The sequence below is a fragment of the Nocardia citri genome (assembly GCF_054065835.1).
Genome location: NZ_JBSUQM010000019.1, coordinates 78294 through 99253, shown reverse-complemented (window position 1 = coordinate 99253; position 20960 = coordinate 78294). Strand labels below are relative to the sequence as shown.

Genomic DNA, 20960 nt, shown 5'->3' with positions numbered 1-20960 from the left:
GCACCTGCCGACCACAGCGGAACTGTCTTACGAGCGGGGAGTTCGCGGCCCACCACCCCTCATCGAATCGCTCCGCGATGCGGATACTCGGTGCCGCGAACACGCCGCGCCGCAGGCACGGCAAATCAAACACAGCCCACCGCGCGTGTCCGGGTGCGCGATGGGCGAAGATGGACGGGTGAGTTTCTGGCCAGCGCCCCATGTCGATGTCCCCGTGCACGCGACCGTGACCCTGCCCGGATCGAAATCGATCACGAATCGGGCCTTGATCCTGGCCGCACTCGCCGAGGGCCCGTCGACCATTTCCGGCGCGCTGCGCAGCCGCGACACCGAACTCATGATCGGCGCCCTGCGCGCATTGGGCGCGCGGATCGAGGGCGACGCCGAAACGCTTGCCGTGACACCGGCGCCGCTGCACAGCGGCACCGTCGACTGCGGCCTGGCGGGCACCGTCATGCGCTTCCTGCCGCCCGTCGCGGCCCTGGCCACCGGCGATGTCGCCTTCGACGGTGACGAGCAGGCGCGGGTTCGCCCGCTCGGCACCATTCTGGAGGCACTGCGCCGGCTCGGCGCCGATATCGAGGGCGACGCACTGCCGTTCACGGTGCACGGTAAGGGCGCGCTGCGCGGCGGCGCTGTCACCATCGATGCCTCCGGATCCTCCCAGTTCGTCTCCGGACTGCTGCTGTCGGCGGCCCGGTTCGACGAGGGGGTCGTGGTGCACCACGACGGCAAGGCGCTGCCATCGATGCCGCATATCGAGATGACGGTGGAGATGCTGCGGCGCGCCGAGGTCGTCGTGGATGCCCCCGCCGACAGCCGCAAGGCCCAGACCTGGACCGTCGCACCGGGGCCGATCCGCGCGGTGAACTGGGATGTGGAACCGGATCTGTCCAATGCCACGCCCTTCCTGGCCGCGGCCGCCATTACCGGCGGCGAGGTCCGCATCCCGCACTGGCCGCGCCTGACCACCCAGCCCGGTGACGTGATCCGGGAGATCCTGGTGCGGATGGGCGCCGAGGTCACCCGATTCGACGGTGTGCTGACCGTGCGTGGCCCCGAGCGCTTGGCCGGTATCGATATCGATCTGCACGATGTCGGCGAATTGACCCCGACCGTGGCCGCCCTTGCGGCACTTGCGGATTCGCCGTCCTGGCTGCGCGGTATCGCACATCTGCGCGGTCACGAGACCGATCGGCTCGCGGCCCTGTCCACTGAGATCAACCGGCTCGGCGGCAATGTCACCGAAACCGAGGACGGACTCGAGATCACCCCGGCCCCGCTGCACGGCGGCAACTGGCATTCCTATGCCGACCACCGAATGGCAACGGCCGGTGCGATCCTCGGACTCCGGGTGCCCGGCGTGGCTATCGAGGATATCGGCACCACGGCCAAGACGTTGCCCGGCTTCGTCGGCCTGTGGGAACAAATGCTCGATCCCACGCTGACGGATCAGGGAGCGGCCCGCTGAGAAGACGCGAGTACGACGAGTCGGATGTCCGGGTGCGCCCGGGCAAATCCTCTCGTCCACGCACGAAAACCCGTCCGCAACACAATGATGCGGAATCGGCCATGGTCGTATCGGTGGACCGCGGTCGCTGGGGTTGCGTGCTCGGCGGCGATCCCGACAAACTGATCGTCGCCATGCGGGCCAGGGAACTGGGCCGCACCCCGATCGTCGTCGGCGATCAGGTCGACGTGGTCGGCGACCTGTCCGGCAAACCCGATACCCTCGCCCGGATCGTCCGCGTCGCCGAACGCCGTACGGTCCTGCGACGCACCGCCGATGACACCGATCCCTTCGAACGGATCGTCGTCGGCAATGCCGAACAGCTGTTCATCGTGGTCGCCCTCGCCGATCCGCCGCCGCGCACCGGTTTCGTCGAACGTGCCATGGTCGCCGCATATGCCGGTGGGCTGCAACCGATTCTGTGTCTGACCAAACGCGATCTGGCCGCCGAATCCGAATTCGCCTCCGCCTTCGACGATCTCGACCTCACCATCATCTACGGCGGCATCGACGACCCCATCGAACCGGTCCTGGATTTACTCACCGACCGGCTCACCGCCTTCATCGGCCACTCCGGCGTCGGCAAATCCACGCTGGTGAATCGCCTTGTGCCCGATGCGGATCGGGCCGTCGGCGAGGTCTCCGGTGTGGGCAAGGGCAAACACACCTCCACCCAATCCGTCGCCCTGCCGCTACCCCGGGGCGGCTGGGTCATCGACACACCCGGTGTCCGTTCCTTCGGATTGGCCCATATCACCCCCGACGATGTCATCGCCGCCTTCACCGATCTGGCCGCCGCCATCGAGGACTGTCCCCGCGGCTGTACCCATCTCGGGCCGCCCGCGGATCCCGAATGCGCGCTGGATGCGCTGCCCGGTAAGGAGCGCCGCGTCGCCGCCATCCGCCTGCTGCTGGGCGCCCTGAACTCCAACGATCTCTGGTGACCGATTTCAATCGCGTCCGTAGCGGGGCAGGCAGCCGGTATCCAGGGGGAACCCAAAGGGTTCAGGCAATGGGATGGCGTCGCCATACGTCCCGTCGAGCTGGCCGTGGTATGTGCCGTCCTTGGGATGGGTGTACAGCACCCATCGACCGTAGCGCGGATCGACCGATAGCAGCATGCGGACGCCCGCCGCGCTGTACCAACCGTTCTTGTCTGTGATCTGTTGAGCCTTCTCTGTCTTGGATATGACCTCGACAGCGAGCTCGACATCTTGCGGATCGGCCAGCCAATCGTCGTCCTCATCCCATGCCTCGGGCAGAACCACCAGGTCAGGTGTGCAGTAGTCGTCGTCATCGCCCGGCATCTGGATCGACGAAACTTCGTATGCCGCTAGCCCGGCTGGTATCCGCACCTCGATCTGTTGTCGCAATCGCCGAATCGTCCCCGCGTGCTTGCCATGAGGTGTCGGTGACATCACGAGACTGCCTCCCAGGATCTCGACGCCCAGGCCAGTGGCGCGCTCTATCTGCTCAGCGACGGCACGCAGGTGGCCTGGGCGCGGGTGCATGGCAGGGACGGTCATGGATGATCACTCCAACCCTCGCAGACAGCTGCACACGACTTCACGATAATGCAGGACCGCGTGGACACGCGTGCGGCAACGCAATGGCTCAGTGCCGACGACGCGATTTCGGTGCGCGCTTGCCCTTCGACTCGGCACGTGCGGCCTCGCGGCGCTCACGGCGGGTGCTGCCGTCGCCGTACTCCTCGGCGTCACTGTGCACCGCGGTGTAACCACCCTCGTCCGGACCCGAATAGTGGAAGCCGTTATTGGCCCGCGAATCGCCGATCCCCTTGGCGCGCAACGCCGCCGGTGCGCCGTTGGCGACCGGCGCCTCCTGGGTGGGCAGTGGACGCGGTGCGGTGGCGCCGACCGGCGAGCGCAGACCGGGATCGACCATGACACCCTCGGGCTGCGGCTGCTGCACCTCGACCTGCAGATTGAACAGGAAGCCGACCGACTCCTCCTTCAGACCATCGAGCATCGCGGCGAACATATCGAAGCCCTCGCGCTGGTATTCGACCAGCGGATCGCGCTGCGCCATGGCACGCAGGCCGATGCCCTCCTTGAGGTAGTCCATTTCGTAGAGATGCTCGCGCCACTTGCGATCCAGCACCGAAAGCAGCACCTGGCGTTCGAGGTTGCGCATCGAACCATCGCCCGCCAGACCGTCGATCTGCTGTTCGCGCTTCTCGTACGCGTCGTGCGCATCGTCGAGCAGGGCCTCGATCAGTTCGTCCTTGGTCAGCTCGCCCGCCTCGCCGACGCCGGTCTCGCCGGTCAGATCCTGATAATCCAGGCTCACCGGATACAGCGTCTTCAGCGCCGTCCACAACTTGTCCAGATCCCAGTCCTCGACATAGCCCTCGGCAGTGGCGCCATCGGTGTAGGCGGTGATCACATCGGTGATCATCTCCTGGACCTGGCCGTCCATATCCTCGCCGCGCAGGATCCGGTTGCGCTCGCCGTAGATGACGGTGCGCTGCTGGTTCATCACCTCGTCGTACTTGAGCACATTCTTGCGGATCTCGAAGTTCTGCTGCTCGACCTGGGTCTGGGCGCTCTTGATCGCCTTGGAGACCATCTTGGCCTCGATCGGCACATCGTCGGGCAGGTTGAGCCTGGTCATGATGGCCTCGAGCGCGGCACCGTTGAAGCGTCGCATCAACTCGTCACCCAGCGACAGGTAGAACCGGGACTCACCCGGGTCACCCTGACGACCGGAGCGACCGCGCAACTGGTTATCGATACGCCGCGATTCGTGGCGCTCGGTGCCGAGTACATAGAGACCGCCGGCATCGCGCACCGCGTCGGCGTCCTCGGCGGTCTGCTCCTTGACCCGCTCCAGCGTCGGCAACCACGCGGCCTGGTACTCCTCCGGCGTCTCCACCGGATCCAACCCCTCCTTGCGCAGGATGATGTCGGTGATGATGTCCGGGTTACCGCCGAGCACGACGTCGGTACCACGACCGGCCATATTCGTCGCGACCGTGACCGCGCCCGGCCGACCGGCCTCGGCGATGATCTCGGCTTCCTTCTCGTGGAACTTCGCATTCAGCACGTTGTGCGCGATGCCGCGCTTGGTGAACTGCTTGGACAGGTACTCCGAGCGCTCGACGCTGGTGGTACCGATCAGCACCGGCTGGCCCTTCTCGTGCCGTTCGGTGACATCGTCGACCACGGCGGCGAATTTGGCCTCTTCGGTCTTGTAGATCAGATCGGACTGGTCGGCGCGGATCATCGGCTTGTTCGTCGGGATCGGGACCACACCGAGGCTGTAGATCTGATGCAGCTCGGCGGCCTCGGTCTCGGCGGTACCGGTCATCCCGGACAGCTTGTCGTAGAGGCGGAAGTAGTTCTGCAGCGTGATCGTGGCCAGGGTCTGGTTCTCCGGCTGGATCTCGACGTTTTCCTTGGCCTCGATCGCCTGGTGCATGCCCTCGTTGTAGCGGCGTCCGACCAGGATGCGGCCGGTGAACTCGTCGACGATGATGACCTCGCCGTCGCGGACGATGTAGTCCTTGTCCCGGTGGTAGAGCTCCTTGGCCTTGACGGCGTTGTTCAGGTAGCTCACCAGCGGCGAGTTGGCGGCCTCGTAGAGGTTGTCGATGCCGAGCTGATCCTCGACGAATTCCACACCGGCCTCGTGCACACCGATGGTGCGCTTCTTGATGTCGACCTCGTAGTGCAGGTCCTTCTTCAACAGCGGTGCGATGCGGGCGAATTCGGCGTACCACTTCGACGAGGCGTCGGCCGGACCCGAGATGATCAGCGGGGTACGGGCCTCGTCGATGAGGATGGAGTCGACCTCGTCGACCACGGCGAAGTTGTGCCCGCGCTGGACCAGATCGTCCAGCGAGTGGGTCATATTGTCGCGCAGATAGTCGAAGCCGAATTCGTTGTTGGTGCCGTAGGTGATGTCGGAGTTGTAGGACTCGCGGCGCTCGGCCGGGGTCATCCCGGACAGGATCACGCCGACACTCAGCCCGAGGAAGCGGTGCACGCGGCCCATCCACTCGGCGTCGCGCTTGGCCAGGTAGTCGTTGACTGTGACGACGTGCACGCCGTCACCGGAGATCGCGTTCAGATAGGCGGGCAGCACACAGGTCAGGGTCTTGCCCTCACCGGTCTTCATCTCGGCGATATTGCCGAGGTGCAGCGCCGCGCCACCCATGATCTGCACCTTGTAATGCTTCTGGTTCAGCACGCGCCAAGACGCCTCGCGGGCCACCGCGAACGCCTCCAGGAGCAGATCATCCAGCGATTCGCCGTCCGCGTAGCGCTGCTTGAACTCGTCGGTCTTGGCCCGCAGCTCGTGATCGGTGAGCTCCTCGAACTCGGGCCCGAGCGCGAGAACCTCATCCGCGAGGTGGGCGAGCCGCTTGACCGTGCGTCCCTCACCAATCCGTAGCAACCTCGTCAGTGTCAGCGCAGGCACGGGTCTCGTCAGTCCTCTGGTCGGTGTGTCAAATGTTCGGCCGTCACCCGGAGCGGGCAGTGTGCACATGGCCCCCGCCGAGCATGGCGGAATCCGCAGCACGCTTCATGGTAATGCGGCACCCATGGTAGCCGTAGCGACTGCTTGCCGGTCGCTCGAAAGGGCCAGTGCCGATGACCAACGACTAGCGCCGCAGCCGCCGCTACCGCCGAAGCGGCAGCCGTTTCTTCTCACCGTACCCGGGTATCGGCCGTCGGCGCGGGTGGCAATCCGATAGACCGGAACCTGTTTCAGCGCGGGTGTCATACCATGTGAATCGGTCGTCGTTCGCGACGCCGAGAACCCTGTTTACCAGGGCCGACCCGTTATCCGACGGCATGCGACAACACCAAGGGGCAGCGCGGCTCAAAAGGCATCCATTATCCGGCACCCCGATTAGTGTGAGCGGATCGAGTTCCTCCGGTCTCGAATCAACGCAGCCTTGCATGGAACCGGCCGTAGGTAAAGGGATGCGGGAATTTCGCTGGAATTACCACAGCGGGCAGGAAGAACCGTTGTGGGCGACCACAATGGGCGGTGAGACGGCTCGGGTGGGAGCCACATCGGAAGGAGCACCGGGCAGCGTGATCACGAGATTGACGCCGCAGGACGCGTCGTTCTATCGGCTCGAGTCGAGCAGCAATCCGATCCATATCGGCTCTCTCGCGATCGTCCGAGGTAGCGACTCCGCACCGGGGGAAACGGCACTCGACTACGACGGACTGGTCGATCTGGTGGAGAGCAGGCTTTCCCTGGTCCCCCGCTACCGCAGGAAGGTGCGCGAGATTCCGTTCGCACTCGGCCGCCCGGTCTGGGTCGAGGACAGCCATTTCGATATCACTTATCACATCCGCCGCTCCGCGCTGCCCGCTCCGGGCACCGATAGCCAGCTGCACGATCTGGTGGCCCGGCTGGCGTCGCGACCACTCGATCAGACTCGCCCGCTGTGGGAGATGTATTTGATCGAGGGCCTGGCGCGGGGCCGGTCCGCGATCTTCACCAAAACCCATTCGGCGCTGGTCGACGGAGATTCCGCACTCGAGATCGGGCACGTCATCCTCGATACCAGCCCGTCCCCACGCGGTATCGCCGACGACGCATGGGTGGCGCCGCGCGAACCCAACGAGATGGAACTGCTGATCGGTGCGCTGAGCCACCTGGCCGCACAGCCGCGCGAGGCACTCGAGGTGGCCCGCGACACGAGCGCGCACGCGTTCTCGGTGGTGGCGGCCACGGGCAAGGCGGTGGATTCGATGGTTTCGGCCGTGCGCGCGGCTGCCATCGGCGCACCGGACAGCCCGCTCAACGCCAAGACCTCACGCAACCGGCGCTTCGATGTGGTGCGCACCAATCTGGAGGACTACCGCAAGATCCGCAAGCGCTTCGAATGCTCGATCAACGACGCGATCCTGGCCGTGGTCACCGGGGCGCTGCGCAATTGGCTGCTCTCGCGCGGTGAGGCGCTCACCGAATCGACCGTACTGCGGGCGGTGGTACCCATGTCGGTCTATGTCGAAGGGATCGACGACCAGCCGAAACCGACCAGCGAGGTCTCCTCGTTCCTCATCGATCTGCCGGTGGGCGAACCGAATCCGGTGATCCGCCTTTCCCACATCTCCCATGCCACCGAGGCCAATAGCAAGCACCGGCGCGGGGTGCAGGCGCGCACCCTTGTGCACCTGGCCGGCTTCGCTCCGGCCAGCCTGCATGCGATGAGTGTGCGGGCGGCGAGTACGTTCGCAGAGCACACGTTCAATCTGGTGATCACCAACGCACCGGGTCCGCAGACCCCGATGTATATCGGCGGCGCGCGGATGCTGGAGATGTATCCGGTGTCGCCGCTGCTGCGCAACCAGGCCTCGAGCATCGGGATCACGTCCTATGACGGACGCGTCTTCTACGGACTCAACGCCGACCGCGACGCGATGGCCGATATCGGCGTGCTGGCCGCGTCGGTGCACGAGTCCATGGAGGAGATGCTCGGTGCCTGCGTCTGAGAACATCATGCGGGTCTATATCCCCGCCACCGTGCCGATGCTGCGTGAGCTCGTCGCGAACCGGGAACTGCGCCCGGTCGGCGGCACCGCCTTCGCGGTCACGCCGACCCTGCGCGAGGCCTACGCCTCCGGTGACGACGAGGAATTGGCCGAGGTGGCGATGGCCGAGGCCGCGCGAGCCTCGCTGCGTCTGCTGGCCGCTGCGCGCGAGGAGGCCACCGAGGCGTCCGACGGCGAAGACACCGACGCCGATGACCCCGCCACTACCTATCACAGCCCGGTCTATCGCCGCGCGGTCATCGCCGCCGATGTGGCCGGTGTGAAGCTGCGCCCCGACCTCGACGACGCGGTTGTCCGACTGGCCGGCGCGATCGGCTACGACCGAATCGCCTCGGTGCATGTCGACCTGGCCGAGGCCGAACCCGAGGTGGCCAAGGCGGTCGATGTGGTCGATGCCGCGGACCTCGGCGATGCCGACGCCGAATTCGTGCTCGGGGATGCCGAGGACCATCAGCTGGCCTGGTACGCGGCTCAGGAACTGCCGTTCCTGCTCGAATTACTGTGACGGTGAACCTGCGCACCCCGGACCAACTTACGATGCCGTAACCTGGCTGCGAGGCGGCCCCACCGGCTGCTACGACAGGGAGACGAACGGCGGCCATGGTCTTGAAAAAAGCGGCATCCTCGGTGCGTACGGTCCGGGAGTGGCTGGAGGCTCCGGCGGCCGAGGTCGCCGAACGCGGCGGCCGGCTGAACGTACTGCGCGGCGCCGTCGCCCGCGTCACCACGCCACTGCTGCCCGACGACTATCTGCACCTGGCCAATCCGCTGTGGTCGGCACGTGAGCTGCGCGGCCGGATTGTCGAGGTGCGCATGGAAACCGCCGATTCGGCCACCTTGGTCATCAAGCCGGGCTGGGGCTTCGAATGGAAATACGAGCCCGGTCAGTACATCGGGATCGGCATCCTGGTCGACGGCCGCTGGCACTGGCGCTCGTACTCGCTGACCTGCCCGCCCAATTGGACCGATCCGGAACATCGCGGCAAGCGCCTGATCTCCATCGCGGTCAAGGCGATGCCCGAGGGTTTCCTGTCCAGCCACCTTGTCAGCGGTGTCGCCGCGGGCACCATCGTCCGGTTGGCCGCGCCGCAGGGCGGTTTCGTACTGCCGTCGCCGCCGCCGGAAAAGGTGCTGTTCCTAACCGCCGGCAGCGGTATCACGCCGGTCATGGCCATGCTGCGCGCATTGGACCGCCGCGATGTGGTCACCGATGTGGTGCATGTGCACTCCGCGCGCTCGCGCGACGACGTGATGTTCGCCACCGAACTGCGCGATCTGCACGATCGACACCCAGACTTCTCCTCGCATCTGCACCTCACCGATGAGCAGGGCCGGTTCTCCCTGACGACGCTGGACGAACACTTCCCGGATTGGCGCGAGCGCCAGACCTGGGCCTGCGGTCCGGCCGCCATGCTCGACGAGATCGAGCAGCACTGGCGCGATGCCGGAATCAGCGACCGCCTGCATGTGGAGCGCTTCGAGATCGAACGCTCCGCCGTCGGCGAAGGCGGCACCGTGACATTCGCCAAGACCGGCCGCACCGTCGTAGTCGATGGCGCGACCAGCCTGCTGGAGGCGGGCGAATCCGCCGGTGTGCAGATGCCGTTCGGCTGCCGGATGGGTATCTGCCAAACCTGTGTCGTCACACTGGCTTCCGGGCATACCCGAGATCTGCGCAACGGTGATGAGCGCCGTGAGGGCGACAAGGTGCAGACGTGCATCTCGGCCGCGGCGGGCGACTGCACGCTCGACGTCTGAGACAGCGAGATTCACGGACGCACCGTCGGGGGATCGACAGGTACCCTCGAGGTACATCCAGTCAGGGGAAAGGACCCCGGTGGCCATCACCGATATCAAGGCGTTCGCCCATCTCACGGCGGCCGACATCGAGACACTGGGGCAGGAACTCGACTCCATTCGGCGCTCCGTCGAACTGTCGCGCGGTGATCGTGACGCCAAATACATCCGGCGCACCATCGCGGCGCAGCGCGGCCTGGAAGTGCTCGCGCGCGCGGTGCTGTTCGGCAGCCGCAATCGCTGGGCCTGGCTGACCGGGACGGCACTGCTCTCGGTCGCCAAGATCATCGAGAATATGGAGCTCGGGCACAACATCAGCCACGGGCAATGGGACTGGATGAACGATCCGGAAATCCACTCCAGCACCTGGGAGTGGGATATGACCGGGCCGTCGGAGCATTGGCGGCGGGCGCACAACTATTCGCACCACACCTACACCAATGTGCTCGGCAAGGATGAGGACCTCGGCTTCGGCATCCTGCGGATGACCCGCGACGAGCAGTGGCGGCCGATCCATCTGATCCAGCCGCTGGCCAATATCCTGCTCGCGACCACCTTCGAATGGGGTATCGCGCTGCACGACTGGAGCATCGAGAAGCAGCTCTCCGATGCGCCGCGCTACGCGCTGATGTCCGAGCCGAACAAGGCCCTCGGTCGCAAAATCGGCCGTCAGGTGGCCAAGGACTTCCTGATCTACCCGGCGCTCACCGGACCGGCGTTCACATCGACGCTGAAGGCGAATGCGACCGCTAATCTGGTGCGCAACCTGTGGGCGTACGCGGTGATTTTCTGCGGCCACTTCCCAGACGGCGCCGAGAAATTCACCATCGAACAGCTCGAGGGCGAGACCAGCGGCGAGTGGTATCTGCGCCAAATGCTCGGTAGCGCCAACTTCAAGGCCGGACCCGCGATGGCTTTCCTGAGCGGCAACCTCTGCTACCAGATCGAACACCATCTGTTCCCTGACCTGCCCAGCAACCGCTATCCGGAAATCGCCGAGCGGGTCCGCGAACTGTGCGACAAGTACGACCTGCCCTACACCACCGGCTCCCTCGGCAAACAATATCTGCTGGCCTTCCGGACCATCCACAAGCTCGCGCTGCCGGACCGCTTCCTCAAGCGCACCGCCGACGACGCACCGGAGACCTCCTCGGAGCGCAAGTTCGCCGGTATCTCACTGCCCGCCCTGCCGTCGATGCCGAATGCCGAGCGCTGGGCCGACATGTGGAACGAGACGCACTGGCTGCCGGTCGACCCCGACACCGGTAAGCGCCGCGGCCTACGCTCCGCGCTGACAGAGGCCAAGGTGGTGTTGCGGGAGAAGGCTCGACACGAGAAGGAAGTGCTGCGCGAGGCCAAGCGGGCGCTGCAGGAGAAGGCGCGTCAGGAGAAGACGACATTGCAGCGGAAGGCCATGCGCGAGCGGGCGATCCGCCGCAGCCGACGATGAGGTAGCATCCAGCAGTCGCATTCGCAATGGGGGATTTGCCACAGGCCAGAAGGGCTGCCCATAACCTACGGTCTCGTAACTTACGGTACTGTAACCGCCATGGCGATATCGGATGTCAAGGAATACGCGCACCTCACCGAAGCCGATGTGGAGGCGCTCGGTGTGGAGTTCGACGCAATCCGGCGCGATATCGAGGCCACGCGTGGTGCTCGGGACGCGCGGTACATCCGCAATGTCATCCGCCTACAGCGTGCGCTCGAGATCAGCGGCCGCACGGTGCTGTTCGCCAGTTTCCTGCCGCCCGCTTGGCTCGCCGGTGTGGCCCTGCTAGGCACGGCCAAGATCATCGAGAACATGGAGATCGGGCACAACGTCATGCACGGGCAGTGGGACTGGATGAACGATCCGGAGGTCCACTCCAGCACCTGGGAATGGGATAACGCCGGCCCGTCCAAGCATTGGAAGCAGACGCACAACTATTTGCACCACAAGTACACCAATGTGCTCGGCATGGACGACGACATCGGCTACGGCCTGCTGCGCGTCACCCGTGATCAGCGCTGGAAGCCGTTCAATATCGGCAATCCGGTCTACAACCTGGTGCTGCAGCTGCTCTTCCAATACGGCGTCGCCATCCAGCATCTGGAGCTGGGTAAGGTGCACCGGCTGAAAGAGGGCTCGCCGGAACGGGCCGAGTTCGAGGTCAAGCGCCGTGAGGTGCTGATCAAGATCGGCAAGCAGGCCGGCAAGGATTATCTGCTGTTCCCGCTGCTGACTGGGCCCGCCTTCGTCTCGACGCTCACCGCGAATCTGGCGGCCAACGTCATCCGCAATGTCTGGACCAATGCGGTAATCTTCTGCGGCCATTTCCCGGACGGCGCGGAGAAATTCACCAAGGCCGATATCGACGGCGAATCCATGGGCCAGTGGTATCTGCGCCAGATGTTGGGCAGCGCCAATATCTCCGGCGGTCCGGTCATGCACTTCATGACCGGCAATCTGAGCCACCAGATCGAACACCACCTGTTCCCGGATCTGCCGAGCAACCGCTACGCCGATATCGCCGTGCGGGTGCGCGCCCTGGCCGAGAAGTACGACCTGCCCTACACCACCGGCTCGCTGCCGGTGCAGTACTTCAAGTCCTGGCGCACCATCCTGAAGCTGGCACTGCCGAACAAGTACCTGCGCGCGACCGCCGACGATGCCCCCGAAACCGCCTCGGAGCGCAAATTCGACGGCGATACGACGCCGAGCTTCGACCCGGTCACCGGAAAGCGGCGCGGGCTGCGCACGGCACTGCAGCAGGGCCGTCGCCGGATCGCGCGCCGGGCGGCGATCGGCTGACACCTGGTCGCGACGAAGGCGTCCACGGAAGTCCGTGGGCGCCTTCACCTTTCGAGGGGCATATCGGATCGCGGCCAGTGCGCTCGTAGTATCCCTGGGCCTCGGCGGGAGCGCGGGGTTGCGGCTGGTTGACTGAGGGCGTGTGTGCGGAAGATCTGAGCGTTTACGAGGCCATCCAGATGCGGCGGGATGTGCGGGCCGAATTCACCGGTGACCTTGTCGATGATGCGACGCTGTGGCGAATACTCGATGCCGCGCATCGCGCGCCCAGCGTCGGCAATTCGCAGCCGTGGGACTTCGTGGTGGTGCGCGAGGAAGCGACGCTGCGGAAGTTCGCTGGGCATGTCGCACAGAAGCGGATCGAATTCCGGGATGCGCTGCCGCCGGAGCGGGTGGCGACCTTCGAACCGATCAAGATCGAGGGCATTACCGAGAGCGGCACCGGCATCGTGGTCACCTACGACCACGACCGCGGCGGCCCGCAAGTCCTCGGCCGCGCCACCGTCCCCGAAACCGGCATCTACTCGGCGGTTCTCGCCATCCAGAACCTGTGGTTGGCCGCGACGGCCGAGCAGATCGGCGTCGGCTGGGTGTCGTTCTACGACGCCGAATTCCTGGCCGCCCTGGTCGGCCTACCCGACGGCATCCGCCCCGTCGCCTGGCTGTGCGTAGGCCCGGTCCGCGAATTCCAACACATCCCCGACCTCGAACGCTTCGGCTGGCGCACCGGTCGCCCGCTCGCCGAGGCCATCCACCACGAAACCTACTCCCCCGCTTCTTCAGGCCATGCAGGTTGGATGCCACGCACGTCGCGTTCAGGTCCCGCGTCGAGTGCCGAGTGAGTTTTGGACGTTCCCGACGAATTACCCATGTACTCACGACATCAGTTGTCACTGATCGCACCAGCGGTGATCAGCGGCGCTCCAGTACCGCCGATGCGCTGATGCCGCCAGCGGCGCAATGCCGAGGAGGGCGCCGTTCTTGCCCGTTGCGGGCGAGTTCGTCGACCATGCCCGCCGGTCGCGCCGTACGGATGTCCGAGGGAAACCGGGCCGCCGTGCACACCGAGCTCATCGATATCGACCTCACCGACCGCGATCGAGGCGGATTTTGGCTCACTCGGCGCTATTCAGTGCGGCGAGCCCAGACCCGGGAAGCACCCGACTCAGCGATCCCCTCCATTGCCGCTGAGCGGGGCCATTCCGCCGACCCGACGCGCCTGCACATCAATCGATTCGCAAGCACCTGGGTAATTCGTCGCGCCCGCCCGAAAGCGAACCGGCACCCATCGGCCAGCCGCGACGACGCTGTCGGAAGCCCCCTGGCCGAGAACGGCACGGGGCGGCGGATGAGCGGTGCCCGCCCCGGCGAACGCCCTGCTCGTCCCGGAACTTGCGAGGGCGACACCGCTGGGCGCGAACAAACCTTAGCAATCTTTTCATTAGTTTTGCAAATATTTTCTATAAAGTTGGCTTCTTCTCATATGAGCTCTACCATGAGGCTCACTATGCAAAGCCCTTCGGAGCTGTCGCGACATAAGCGCTTCGGCCGAATCATCAAGGAACGCCGCGACGAACTCGGCCTCACCCAGATGCAGATCGGCGATCTGGGCGGGCCTTCGGCGCCGACGATCCGCAAGATCGAAGACGGCGATGCGACCATCAGCACGCACACCCTGAACAAACTCGACGCACCACTGCGCTGGCTACCCGGCAGTGCAGCACGCACCTATGCGGGCGGCGATCCGACCGCGCACGAGGTCGCGACGCTCACTCGGCAAACCGACGAATCGATCGTCTCCGGACCCGATTCGATCCGCTTCGAACTTTCCGACCTGACCGGATTGCTCGCCGCCGCCGGTCGGCTCAACGATGCGGTCGAGCGCGGCCGGACCACCGAACCGCATGTCGTGGCGGCTATTTCGGACCTCAACGGGGTCATTTCCCGGCTCTGCGCGCGGTACGCCACCGCGATGTTGGAACGCAACGGCGGACCCCGCAAACCCCTGCACCCACTGGTCGCGATGGCGTTCGCCCATCTGCTCGATGTGCCCGCCGAGTCCAGTGATCCCGCCGACCTGGAGGAACGCCGCTATCGCCGCTGGCTGGCCGGCCGCGTCGAGGATCTCGACGCCGGTACGGAGGCCCGCTTCCGAGCCCGCTGGGTGGCGGCCAATCCCGGTGCGGCGCCGATTCGAAACGGTAAGCAGTAGCGGACAGTACAGATGACCGACGATGCGACGAGCCGAGCATGACCGGCGCTCAGCCGCAAGGTCCCCGCGGAATCCGACCGCATACCTCGATGCCGTCGCCGACCATCACGGTCACAGCATCACCCCGCAGCCGATCGATACCGCATTACTCGCGCGCACCGGTTGCGCGTGGATTGCCAAGCGCGACAGCGACATCGTCGTCTACGGCGCTGACACCACCGAAGGGCATGCCGAGCACATCTTCACGAACTGGGACATAGGCTGCTCAGCCGCGGACCGGAATCGGCGACCGAAACCCCAGCGCCACAGCCGATGTCGGCCCTCGCCGAATTGCTGCCGTCGAGCTCTCCGGCATCGCATATGTGCTCCGGTGCAGCGATCACGCATCCGACCGCGAACGCGATGCCGAAACCTTCGCCGACCTTGTCATGCTTCAAGCCATGCGTCCACAGCCGAGATTCCGTGCGGCACAGAACTTTTCCCGCGAGTGGCGGCACGGACAGCGAATCTATCGGCACATAAACAGCCCGCGACGTTACGCCGCGGGCTGGCACGACCGGCCTCAGGCGCGGGGAAAGCGGACAAGTCTAGGCGAGCCTGATCAGGCCGTAGTCGAATGCGTGGCGACGATAGACGACCGACGGTCGGTCGGTCTCTTTGTCTTGGAAGAGAAAGAAGTCGTGGCCGACGAGCTCCATCTGATAGAGGGCATCGTCGACGGACATCGGGGTAGCGGTGTGCACCTTGGTCCGGACGATGTGGCCGGGCCCGGCCGCGTATTCCGGAGATTCCGATTCGGACCGACCACGATCGGCCTCGGCATGCTCGGTTGCGGTGGTCTCGTTCACCGGCGCGAACAGTGATTCATCGATCAGATCGGCGGTCGCCTCGGCCACCGAGACCGGGGTCTTGTCCCCGTAGTGGACGCGGCGGCGATCCTTCGTCCGGCGCAATCGGCTCTCCAGCTTCGAGGTCACCGATTCGAGGGCAGCGTAGAAGCTGTCCGCACGTGCCTCCGCCCGGACGACCGGGCCCTTGCCGCGCGCGGTGATCTCGACGCGCTGGCAGCTCTTGCGTTGACGACGATTGCGTTCGTGGAACAACTCCACATCGAAGATGAATATCGACGGATCGAAGCGTTCGAGACGGGAGAGTTTCTCCGCGACGTAAATTCGGAAATGGTCAGGAACCTCCACGTTGCGGCCCTTCACCACGACATCGCCGCGCGGCGCGCGAGGTCGGTCCGCTGTGGATTGCTCTGTCGCACCCGGGGCGCTGTCGTCCAGCACCGAGGCCTGTGTTTCGTTCACAGCGAGGGCGTCTTTCACTGAAGGTCGTGAAGAAGTCGTCACGCGTACCTCCCGGATATGGCCGCACAGAGCACTGTCGCGTGCGGCGGGATGAGCCGTGCCGATAGCGAATCTCTCGGCACATGATGTCCGAGGCGCCACCTCCAAACTCCCGGTTCGGGTGTGTGATCGCGACGCTAGTACGCCAACGGGCGGTCCGCCAGTGTTCACGCAAATTTCCCGGAGTCAAGCCGAACACGTCACCAACACGGCACGTACCGGCACTCCGATCCGGTCGAGCGCACGGACCGATTCGCGGGCAGTCGCACCGGTCGTGAGCACATCGTCGACCAGGACGACCTCGGCATTCGCCGAAATTGCCGACCCGGTTCCGGTACCAGGTCGAGCCACAATCCGGCCGCGCAGATTGTGCTGCCGCTCACCGACTGTCAAGCCCACCGAATCGCGCACACCCCACCACACCCGCAATATCGGTATCACCCCGCTACCCGGCAGCCACCTCGCCGCCGCCAGCGTCGCGCGCACCACCGGATCCCCGCCGCGTCGGCGGGCGGCCGCCCGTCGGCTCGGCGCCGGAATCAATACCAGCGGCCGCCCGGCATCGCGCAACCGCGTCAGACCGTCGGCGAGTGCCAGCCCCAATGGCTCGGCCAGATCGCGCCGGCCGTGCTCCTTCGCCGCGAGCACCGCTCGCCGCGCCGGACCCGCATATGACGCGAGCGCCCAGCACGGCACACCCGGATCGGTGCGCGGCCGCACCCGCATCGGCGGCCGGGCCAGGGTGCTGGCACAGTCCGCACACCAGCCCACCCCGGGCGCACCGCATCCGGCACAGGTCGTGGCCAGGATCAGATCCAAGAGGTTTCGCATCGCCCGATTCTGCGCCCACCCACCGACAAATTCCTCGACCGAATCGGCCGCAAATCCGCGACCTCCCCAGCCGGAGATCGGTCGGACGATGCGCCGATTCCCTTGCAGCAGAACCATTTACGCCGCGCTGGACAACGAAATACGCTGCTGATTGCGCCGTCGATTGTCGACGCGAGCTCTGTGGTCGTCGACTGAACTCTCAGCCCGGCAGTACTGGGGCCGAGTTGTCGCCGTTGAGACCTGGCACCTCGCGCCAGAAGCGGTCGGTGGTCTGATCGCTGTACTGGAGCTGGAGCACTGCGCGCGAATCCCCCACGTACTCCGCTTCCGCCGAGGCACTGACCACCCGAACGGGCGCGGTTAGGTTCTTGCTGATCTGCGGGGTCGGCTGCGATCCGTCGATCGAAACAGTCGTCAGCGGATCGACATTGCCTTCCCTCGCGATGACGATGGTTTCCGCGGTGAGCCAGCTCAACGACACCGCACGTGTGCTGAGTGTGAGTGCTAGCTGCACCGGCGAGGTGAGCGCGTACTTGCCATCCGGATGGCGTTCGACAACCGCCACATAGACCTTGCCGTCGGCGATGAGCGCCGCACGCACGCCGGTGCGTGAAATCCGCAACTCGGTTATCGGCAGCCGCAGCGGCGACCCCTGCGCCGAGGCCATCAGCGCCGAGATATCGACGTCCTGTCTCGAGACGGTTCCGGTGGCGCGATCGTTGACCGCGCGGATAACCCGCTCACCATCGATCACCGCCCAGGCGGCGGTGCCGTCGGCATTCCAGGACGGTCGGCTGATGGTCGATCCCTCGGCGACCGGGAAGGCGTTGCCGCCGTAGCTGCCGACCATCAGCGTGCGCGGCGGCTCCGGTGGCGGACGTCCGGCATCGGCGACCGCGGCGACCAGCTGACCGTCCGGGGAGAGCCCGACCGACTGCAGATTGTTCACCGTGCCGAAGTAGCCCGGCGGGGTGATCATCCCGCCGTCGGTGACCTGCACCAGCGATCCGTTGCGCAGCGCGTGCAGCCCGATCTGGTTGCGCGCGTAGACAGCTGGGCTCAGCTGTTCGACATCGGCGACCGACCAGCCATTGGCGGCGAAGCGATCGTCGAACGGTTTACCGTCGGCGAGCAGCATGTAGGGGCCGAGGATTTCCGCGCCCGCGAGGGTGAGCACCACCTGTCCGGCGAGTAATTCTTTATCGCGTGGAGACAGCGCGGCAGCACCCGCGAAATCGATACGGACACCGCCGAGCCCGACCCCGACGTCATTGTTGTCGTTGTTCGGCCTGGTGATCGGGCCTCGGACGGTCACCGGTGGGGCGAGCTCATTTCGCACGGCCGAGGCGAGCGCGGGCTGGGTACCCTCGGACAGCAGGCTGAGCAGGCGCTGGGTCAGCTGGTTCTTGGCCACCGAGATCCAGCGCAGATCCGGGACGAGGGTGGTGCCGGTCGGGTCGACGAAGTACAGGACATAGCGGCGGTAGGACTTGGCGAAGGCGGTCTGCTCCATCACCACGCCGTCGGGCAGCTCATCGATGCGCCATTCGCCGTCTACCTTGGTCATTTCGATCTTGTTTTCCAAAGGTGCGTCGATGGCTCGATAGGCACCGTCGGCGGCCAGTTCGCCAACCTTGTGCGCCCGGATCACGTAGGTCGCCTTATCGCCAGATCGCGATTCGCGCAGCGTATCGGCGTTGTCCACGATCAGCGTGCCCGCCGAGTCATCCCACTGCGTCGCCGCCGACTGCGTCATGTACTGCCGAGCGGCGACGTGGCGATTGGACGGATCGGCGGTGGCCTGCAGGAAATCGCGGAGCAACAGGTCCGGGTCACGACCGGCGATGGGCGGTGGCGGACCGTCGGAGGTGGGCTGGCGATTGATGGTACCGAGCGCCTGCGGCGCGGAGGATTCCGGCAGGCTCGCGCATCCGGTGAGTACCAACAGCGCGGCCGCAGCGGCCGCGCCGAGCGCGGGCAGCCGTTGCGCTGTGCGCCCCGGATACCAGTTACGCATCCTCATGACTGTACGTCCCCGCCGTCACCCGGCACGCTGCGCCCGGCCCGCTTCGATTCTGTGGATTCGGCTTCCTCGGCCTCCGGTCCCGTGTCATCGGCCGAACCGGCACCATTCGACTCGTTCGCATCCGCCACATCGCTGTCCGTCGAGTCCTCGGCGACCGCCTCCGTTCCGTCCGGAGCGGCCGCACCGCCGTTGGTCTCGACGCGGATCACCGACAGGTCCGTGACGGTCGCTTCGGCATCCGGCTCCGCAGCGGCCCGGTCGTCGGCGGGTCCCGGATCCACCGGCAGCGCGGGCAACGCCTTGCGCAGCACCGGTTCCAGCGGCAGCGGGCTCACACCCATTTTCTTGCCGCGCACCAGCGGCAGGGTGAGCCGGAAACTCGCACCGATACCGATCTCGCCCCACGCCTCGAGCTTGCCCTCGTGCAGATTCGCATCCTCGACGCTGATCGACAGACCGAGTCCGGTGCCGCCGGAGCGCCGCATCCGGGATGGGTCCGAGCGCCAGAACCGGTTGAAGACCAGCTTCTCCTCACCGGGCCGCAGCCCGACACCCTGATCGCGCACGATGACCGCGACCGCGTTGGCCGCCACATCGCCACGCATCCGGATCAGCACCGGCTTGCCCTCGCTGTGGTCGATCGCATTGGCGAGCAGATTGCGCAGCACCCGCTCGATCCGTCGCGGATCGACCTCGGCGACCAGCGGTTCATCCGGCATATCGATGATCACCTCGACACCGGATTCCTTGGCCAGATGCCGCACCGTCGATATCGCCGCCCGCGCGCACATCCGCACGTCGAGCGATTCGACCTGCAGTTCGGCGACCCCGGCGTCGTGGCGACTGATCTCGAGCAGATCGTTGAGCAGACCCTCGAAGCGGTCGAGTTCGGTCACCAGCAATTCGGAACTGCGGGCCAGCGCCGGATCGAGATCGTCACTGCTGCCGTGGATCAGGTCGGCGGCCATGCGGACGGTGGTCAGCGGGGTGCGCAATTCGTGGCTGACATCGGAGGTGAATCGGCGCTGCAGATTTCCGAACTCCGCCAACTCGTTGATCTGGTTGGACAGACTTTCGGCCATCTCATTGAAGGCCTGGGCCAGCCGCGCCATATCGTCCTCGCCGCGCACCAGCATGCGTTCCTTGAGCCTGCCGTCGGCGAAGCGGCCCGCGATCCGCGCGGCCGAGCGGATCGGCAGCACCACCTGCCGGGTGACCAGCGCGGTAATGGCGGCCAACAGCACCAGCAGCACGATGCCGCCGATCAGCATGGTGCCGCGCATCAGCGACAGGCTGCGCTCCTCATTGGTCAAGGGGAAGATCAGATAGATCTGCAGCGTCGAGATCTCCGCGCTCGGGCTGCCGACGATCAACGCCCGGCCGTGGTAGCCATCCGGGTCCGCGACCGTGGCGAATTGGTAGCTGACCTGGTTGCGAGCGACGAAGCGGCGCAGTTCCTCGGGCACCTCCTGGATCGGCCCGGTCGAGATCTGCTGCTGCGGCGTACCGCCGACAATGCTCAGCGCCGAATCGAAACTGCCTGCCACACCGGTGGATTGGCCGGTCCCGCCGCGATTGGACAGCGCATTGCGGGCATCGATCAATCGCTGCTGCTGGGTGCCGATATCGTGCACACCGGCGAGCTGGCTCTCCACCGTATTGCGAGCGCGATCCACCTCCTCGACCGCGCCGTTGATCTTCGCATCGATCACTCGATCGGTGATCTGACTGGTCAGCACCACGCCGAGGATCGTGATGACGATCAGCGACAGGGTGAGTGTGGACACGATGACGCGCAACTGCAGCGAACGCCGCCAAACATGGCCGAGTGCGCTGCCGACTTCCTTGAGCCAGGCGACCACCGGCGCGAGGGACCGTTCGAGACGCTTTACCACACCGGGC

15 protein-coding genes and 1 pseudogene are annotated in these 20960 nt (G+C 65.7%); 9 read left to right on the top strand and 7 right to left on the bottom strand.

The genetic code is table 11. The features are described 5' to 3' along the window. Positions 1-160: 160 nt before the first annotated feature. Together aroA and rsgA are read left to right on the top strand one after the other, a co-directional pair. Entirely contained in the window at positions 161-1471 is a 1311-nt protein-coding gene (aroA, locus tag ACW2Q0_RS22985; protein WP_457192950.1) for a 3-phosphoshikimate 1-carboxyvinyltransferase, read from the top strand. After that, entirely contained in the window at positions 1420-2454 is a 1035-nt protein-coding gene (rsgA, locus tag ACW2Q0_RS22980) for a ribosome small subunit-dependent GTPase A (protein WP_457192949.1), read from the top strand. Before aroA ends, rsgA begins: the two co-directional genes overlap by 52 nt. Positions 2455-2460: 6 nt before the next feature. Here the strand turns inward: rsgA and ACW2Q0_RS22975 are convergent, their stop codons facing one another. Together ACW2Q0_RS22975 and secA are read right to left on the bottom strand one after the other, a co-directional pair. Next, on the bottom strand, positions 2461-3021 hold the full coding sequence (locus ACW2Q0_RS22975) for a Uma2 family endonuclease (RefSeq protein WP_457192977.1): 561 nt from the start codon (positions 3019-3021) through the stop codon (positions 2461-2463). A gap of 103 nt (positions 3022-3124) precedes the next feature. Beyond that, positions 3125-5953 (bottom strand): preprotein translocase subunit SecA, encoded by a 2829-nt coding sequence (gene secA, locus ACW2Q0_RS22970; protein WP_457192948.1) that lies wholly within the window; start codon positions 5951-5953, stop codon positions 3125-3127. 623 nt (positions 5954-6576) lie between these two features. Here secA and ACW2Q0_RS22965 point away from each other — a divergent pair. From ACW2Q0_RS22965 to bluB, 6 genes are all read left to right on the top strand, one after another. Continuing rightward, the gene (locus ACW2Q0_RS22965; protein WP_457192947.1) at positions 6577-7989 is read left to right on the top strand and encodes a WS/DGAT/MGAT family O-acyltransferase; all 1413 of its coding nucleotides are present in this window, start codon (positions 6577-6579) and stop codon (positions 7987-7989) included. Between the two features lie 4 nt (positions 7990-7993). Further along, complete coding sequence (locus tag ACW2Q0_RS22960; RefSeq protein WP_457192976.1) at positions 7994-8554, top strand: DUF6912 family protein; 561 nt, start codon at positions 7994-7996, stop codon at positions 8552-8554. A gap of 95 nt (positions 8555-8649) precedes the next feature. Further along, a complete protein-coding gene (locus ACW2Q0_RS22955) occupies positions 8650-9807 on the top strand; it encodes a ferredoxin reductase (RefSeq protein ID WP_457192946.1) in 1158 nt (385 codons plus the stop codon). 79 nt (positions 9808-9886) lie between these two features. Beyond that, on the top strand, positions 9887-11296 hold the full coding sequence (locus ACW2Q0_RS22950; protein ID WP_457192945.1) for a fatty acid desaturase family protein: 1410 nt from the start codon (positions 9887-9889) through the stop codon (positions 11294-11296). Positions 11297-11395: 99 nt separating this feature from the next. Then, positions 11396-12640, top strand: a complete 1245-nt coding sequence (locus ACW2Q0_RS22945; protein WP_457192944.1) for a fatty acid desaturase family protein — start codon at positions 11396-11398, stop codon at positions 12638-12640. A 155-nt stretch (positions 12641-12795) separates the two neighbouring features. Continuing rightward, positions 12796-13482, top strand: a complete 687-nt coding sequence (bluB, locus tag ACW2Q0_RS22940) for a 5,6-dimethylbenzimidazole synthase (protein ID WP_457192975.1) — start codon at positions 12796-12798, stop codon at positions 13480-13482. A 70-nt stretch (positions 13483-13552) separates the two neighbouring features. Here bluB and ACW2Q0_RS22935 read toward each other — a convergent pair. Next, positions 13553-13742 (bottom strand): annotated as a pseudogene (locus ACW2Q0_RS22935) (acetyl-CoA C-acyltransferase); the annotation flags it as partial. 405 nt (positions 13743-14147) lie between these two features. Between ACW2Q0_RS22935 and ACW2Q0_RS22930 the strand changes: the two are divergent. Continuing rightward, the gene (locus tag ACW2Q0_RS22930; protein WP_457192943.1) at positions 14148-14852 is read left to right on the top strand and encodes a helix-turn-helix domain-containing protein; all 705 of its coding nucleotides are present in this window, start codon (positions 14148-14150) and stop codon (positions 14850-14852) included. A gap of 587 nt (positions 14853-15439) precedes the next feature. On the opposite strand, the gene hpf is transcribed toward ACW2Q0_RS22930, so the two are convergent. From hpf to mtrB, 4 genes are all read right to left on the bottom strand, one after another. Further along, complete coding sequence (hpf, locus tag ACW2Q0_RS22925; protein WP_457192942.1) at positions 15440-16162, bottom strand: ribosome hibernation-promoting factor, HPF/YfiA family; 723 nt, start codon at positions 16160-16162, stop codon at positions 15440-15442. A gap of 225 nt (positions 16163-16387) precedes the next feature. Further along, the gene (locus ACW2Q0_RS22920; RefSeq protein ID WP_457192941.1) at positions 16388-17032 is read right to left on the bottom strand and encodes a ComF family protein; all 645 of its coding nucleotides are present in this window, start codon (positions 17030-17032) and stop codon (positions 16388-16390) included. Positions 17033-17231: 199 nt separating this feature from the next. Next, positions 17232-19055 (bottom strand): MtrAB system accessory lipoprotein LpqB, encoded by a 1824-nt coding sequence (gene lpqB, locus ACW2Q0_RS22915; RefSeq protein ID WP_457192940.1) that lies wholly within the window; start codon positions 19053-19055, stop codon positions 17232-17234. Then, positions 19052-20953 (bottom strand): MtrAB system histidine kinase MtrB, encoded by a 1902-nt coding sequence (gene mtrB, locus ACW2Q0_RS22910; protein WP_457192974.1) that lies wholly within the window; start codon positions 20951-20953, stop codon positions 19052-19054. Before mtrB ends, lpqB begins: the two co-directional genes overlap by 4 nt. Positions 20954-20960 lie beyond the last annotated feature (7 nt).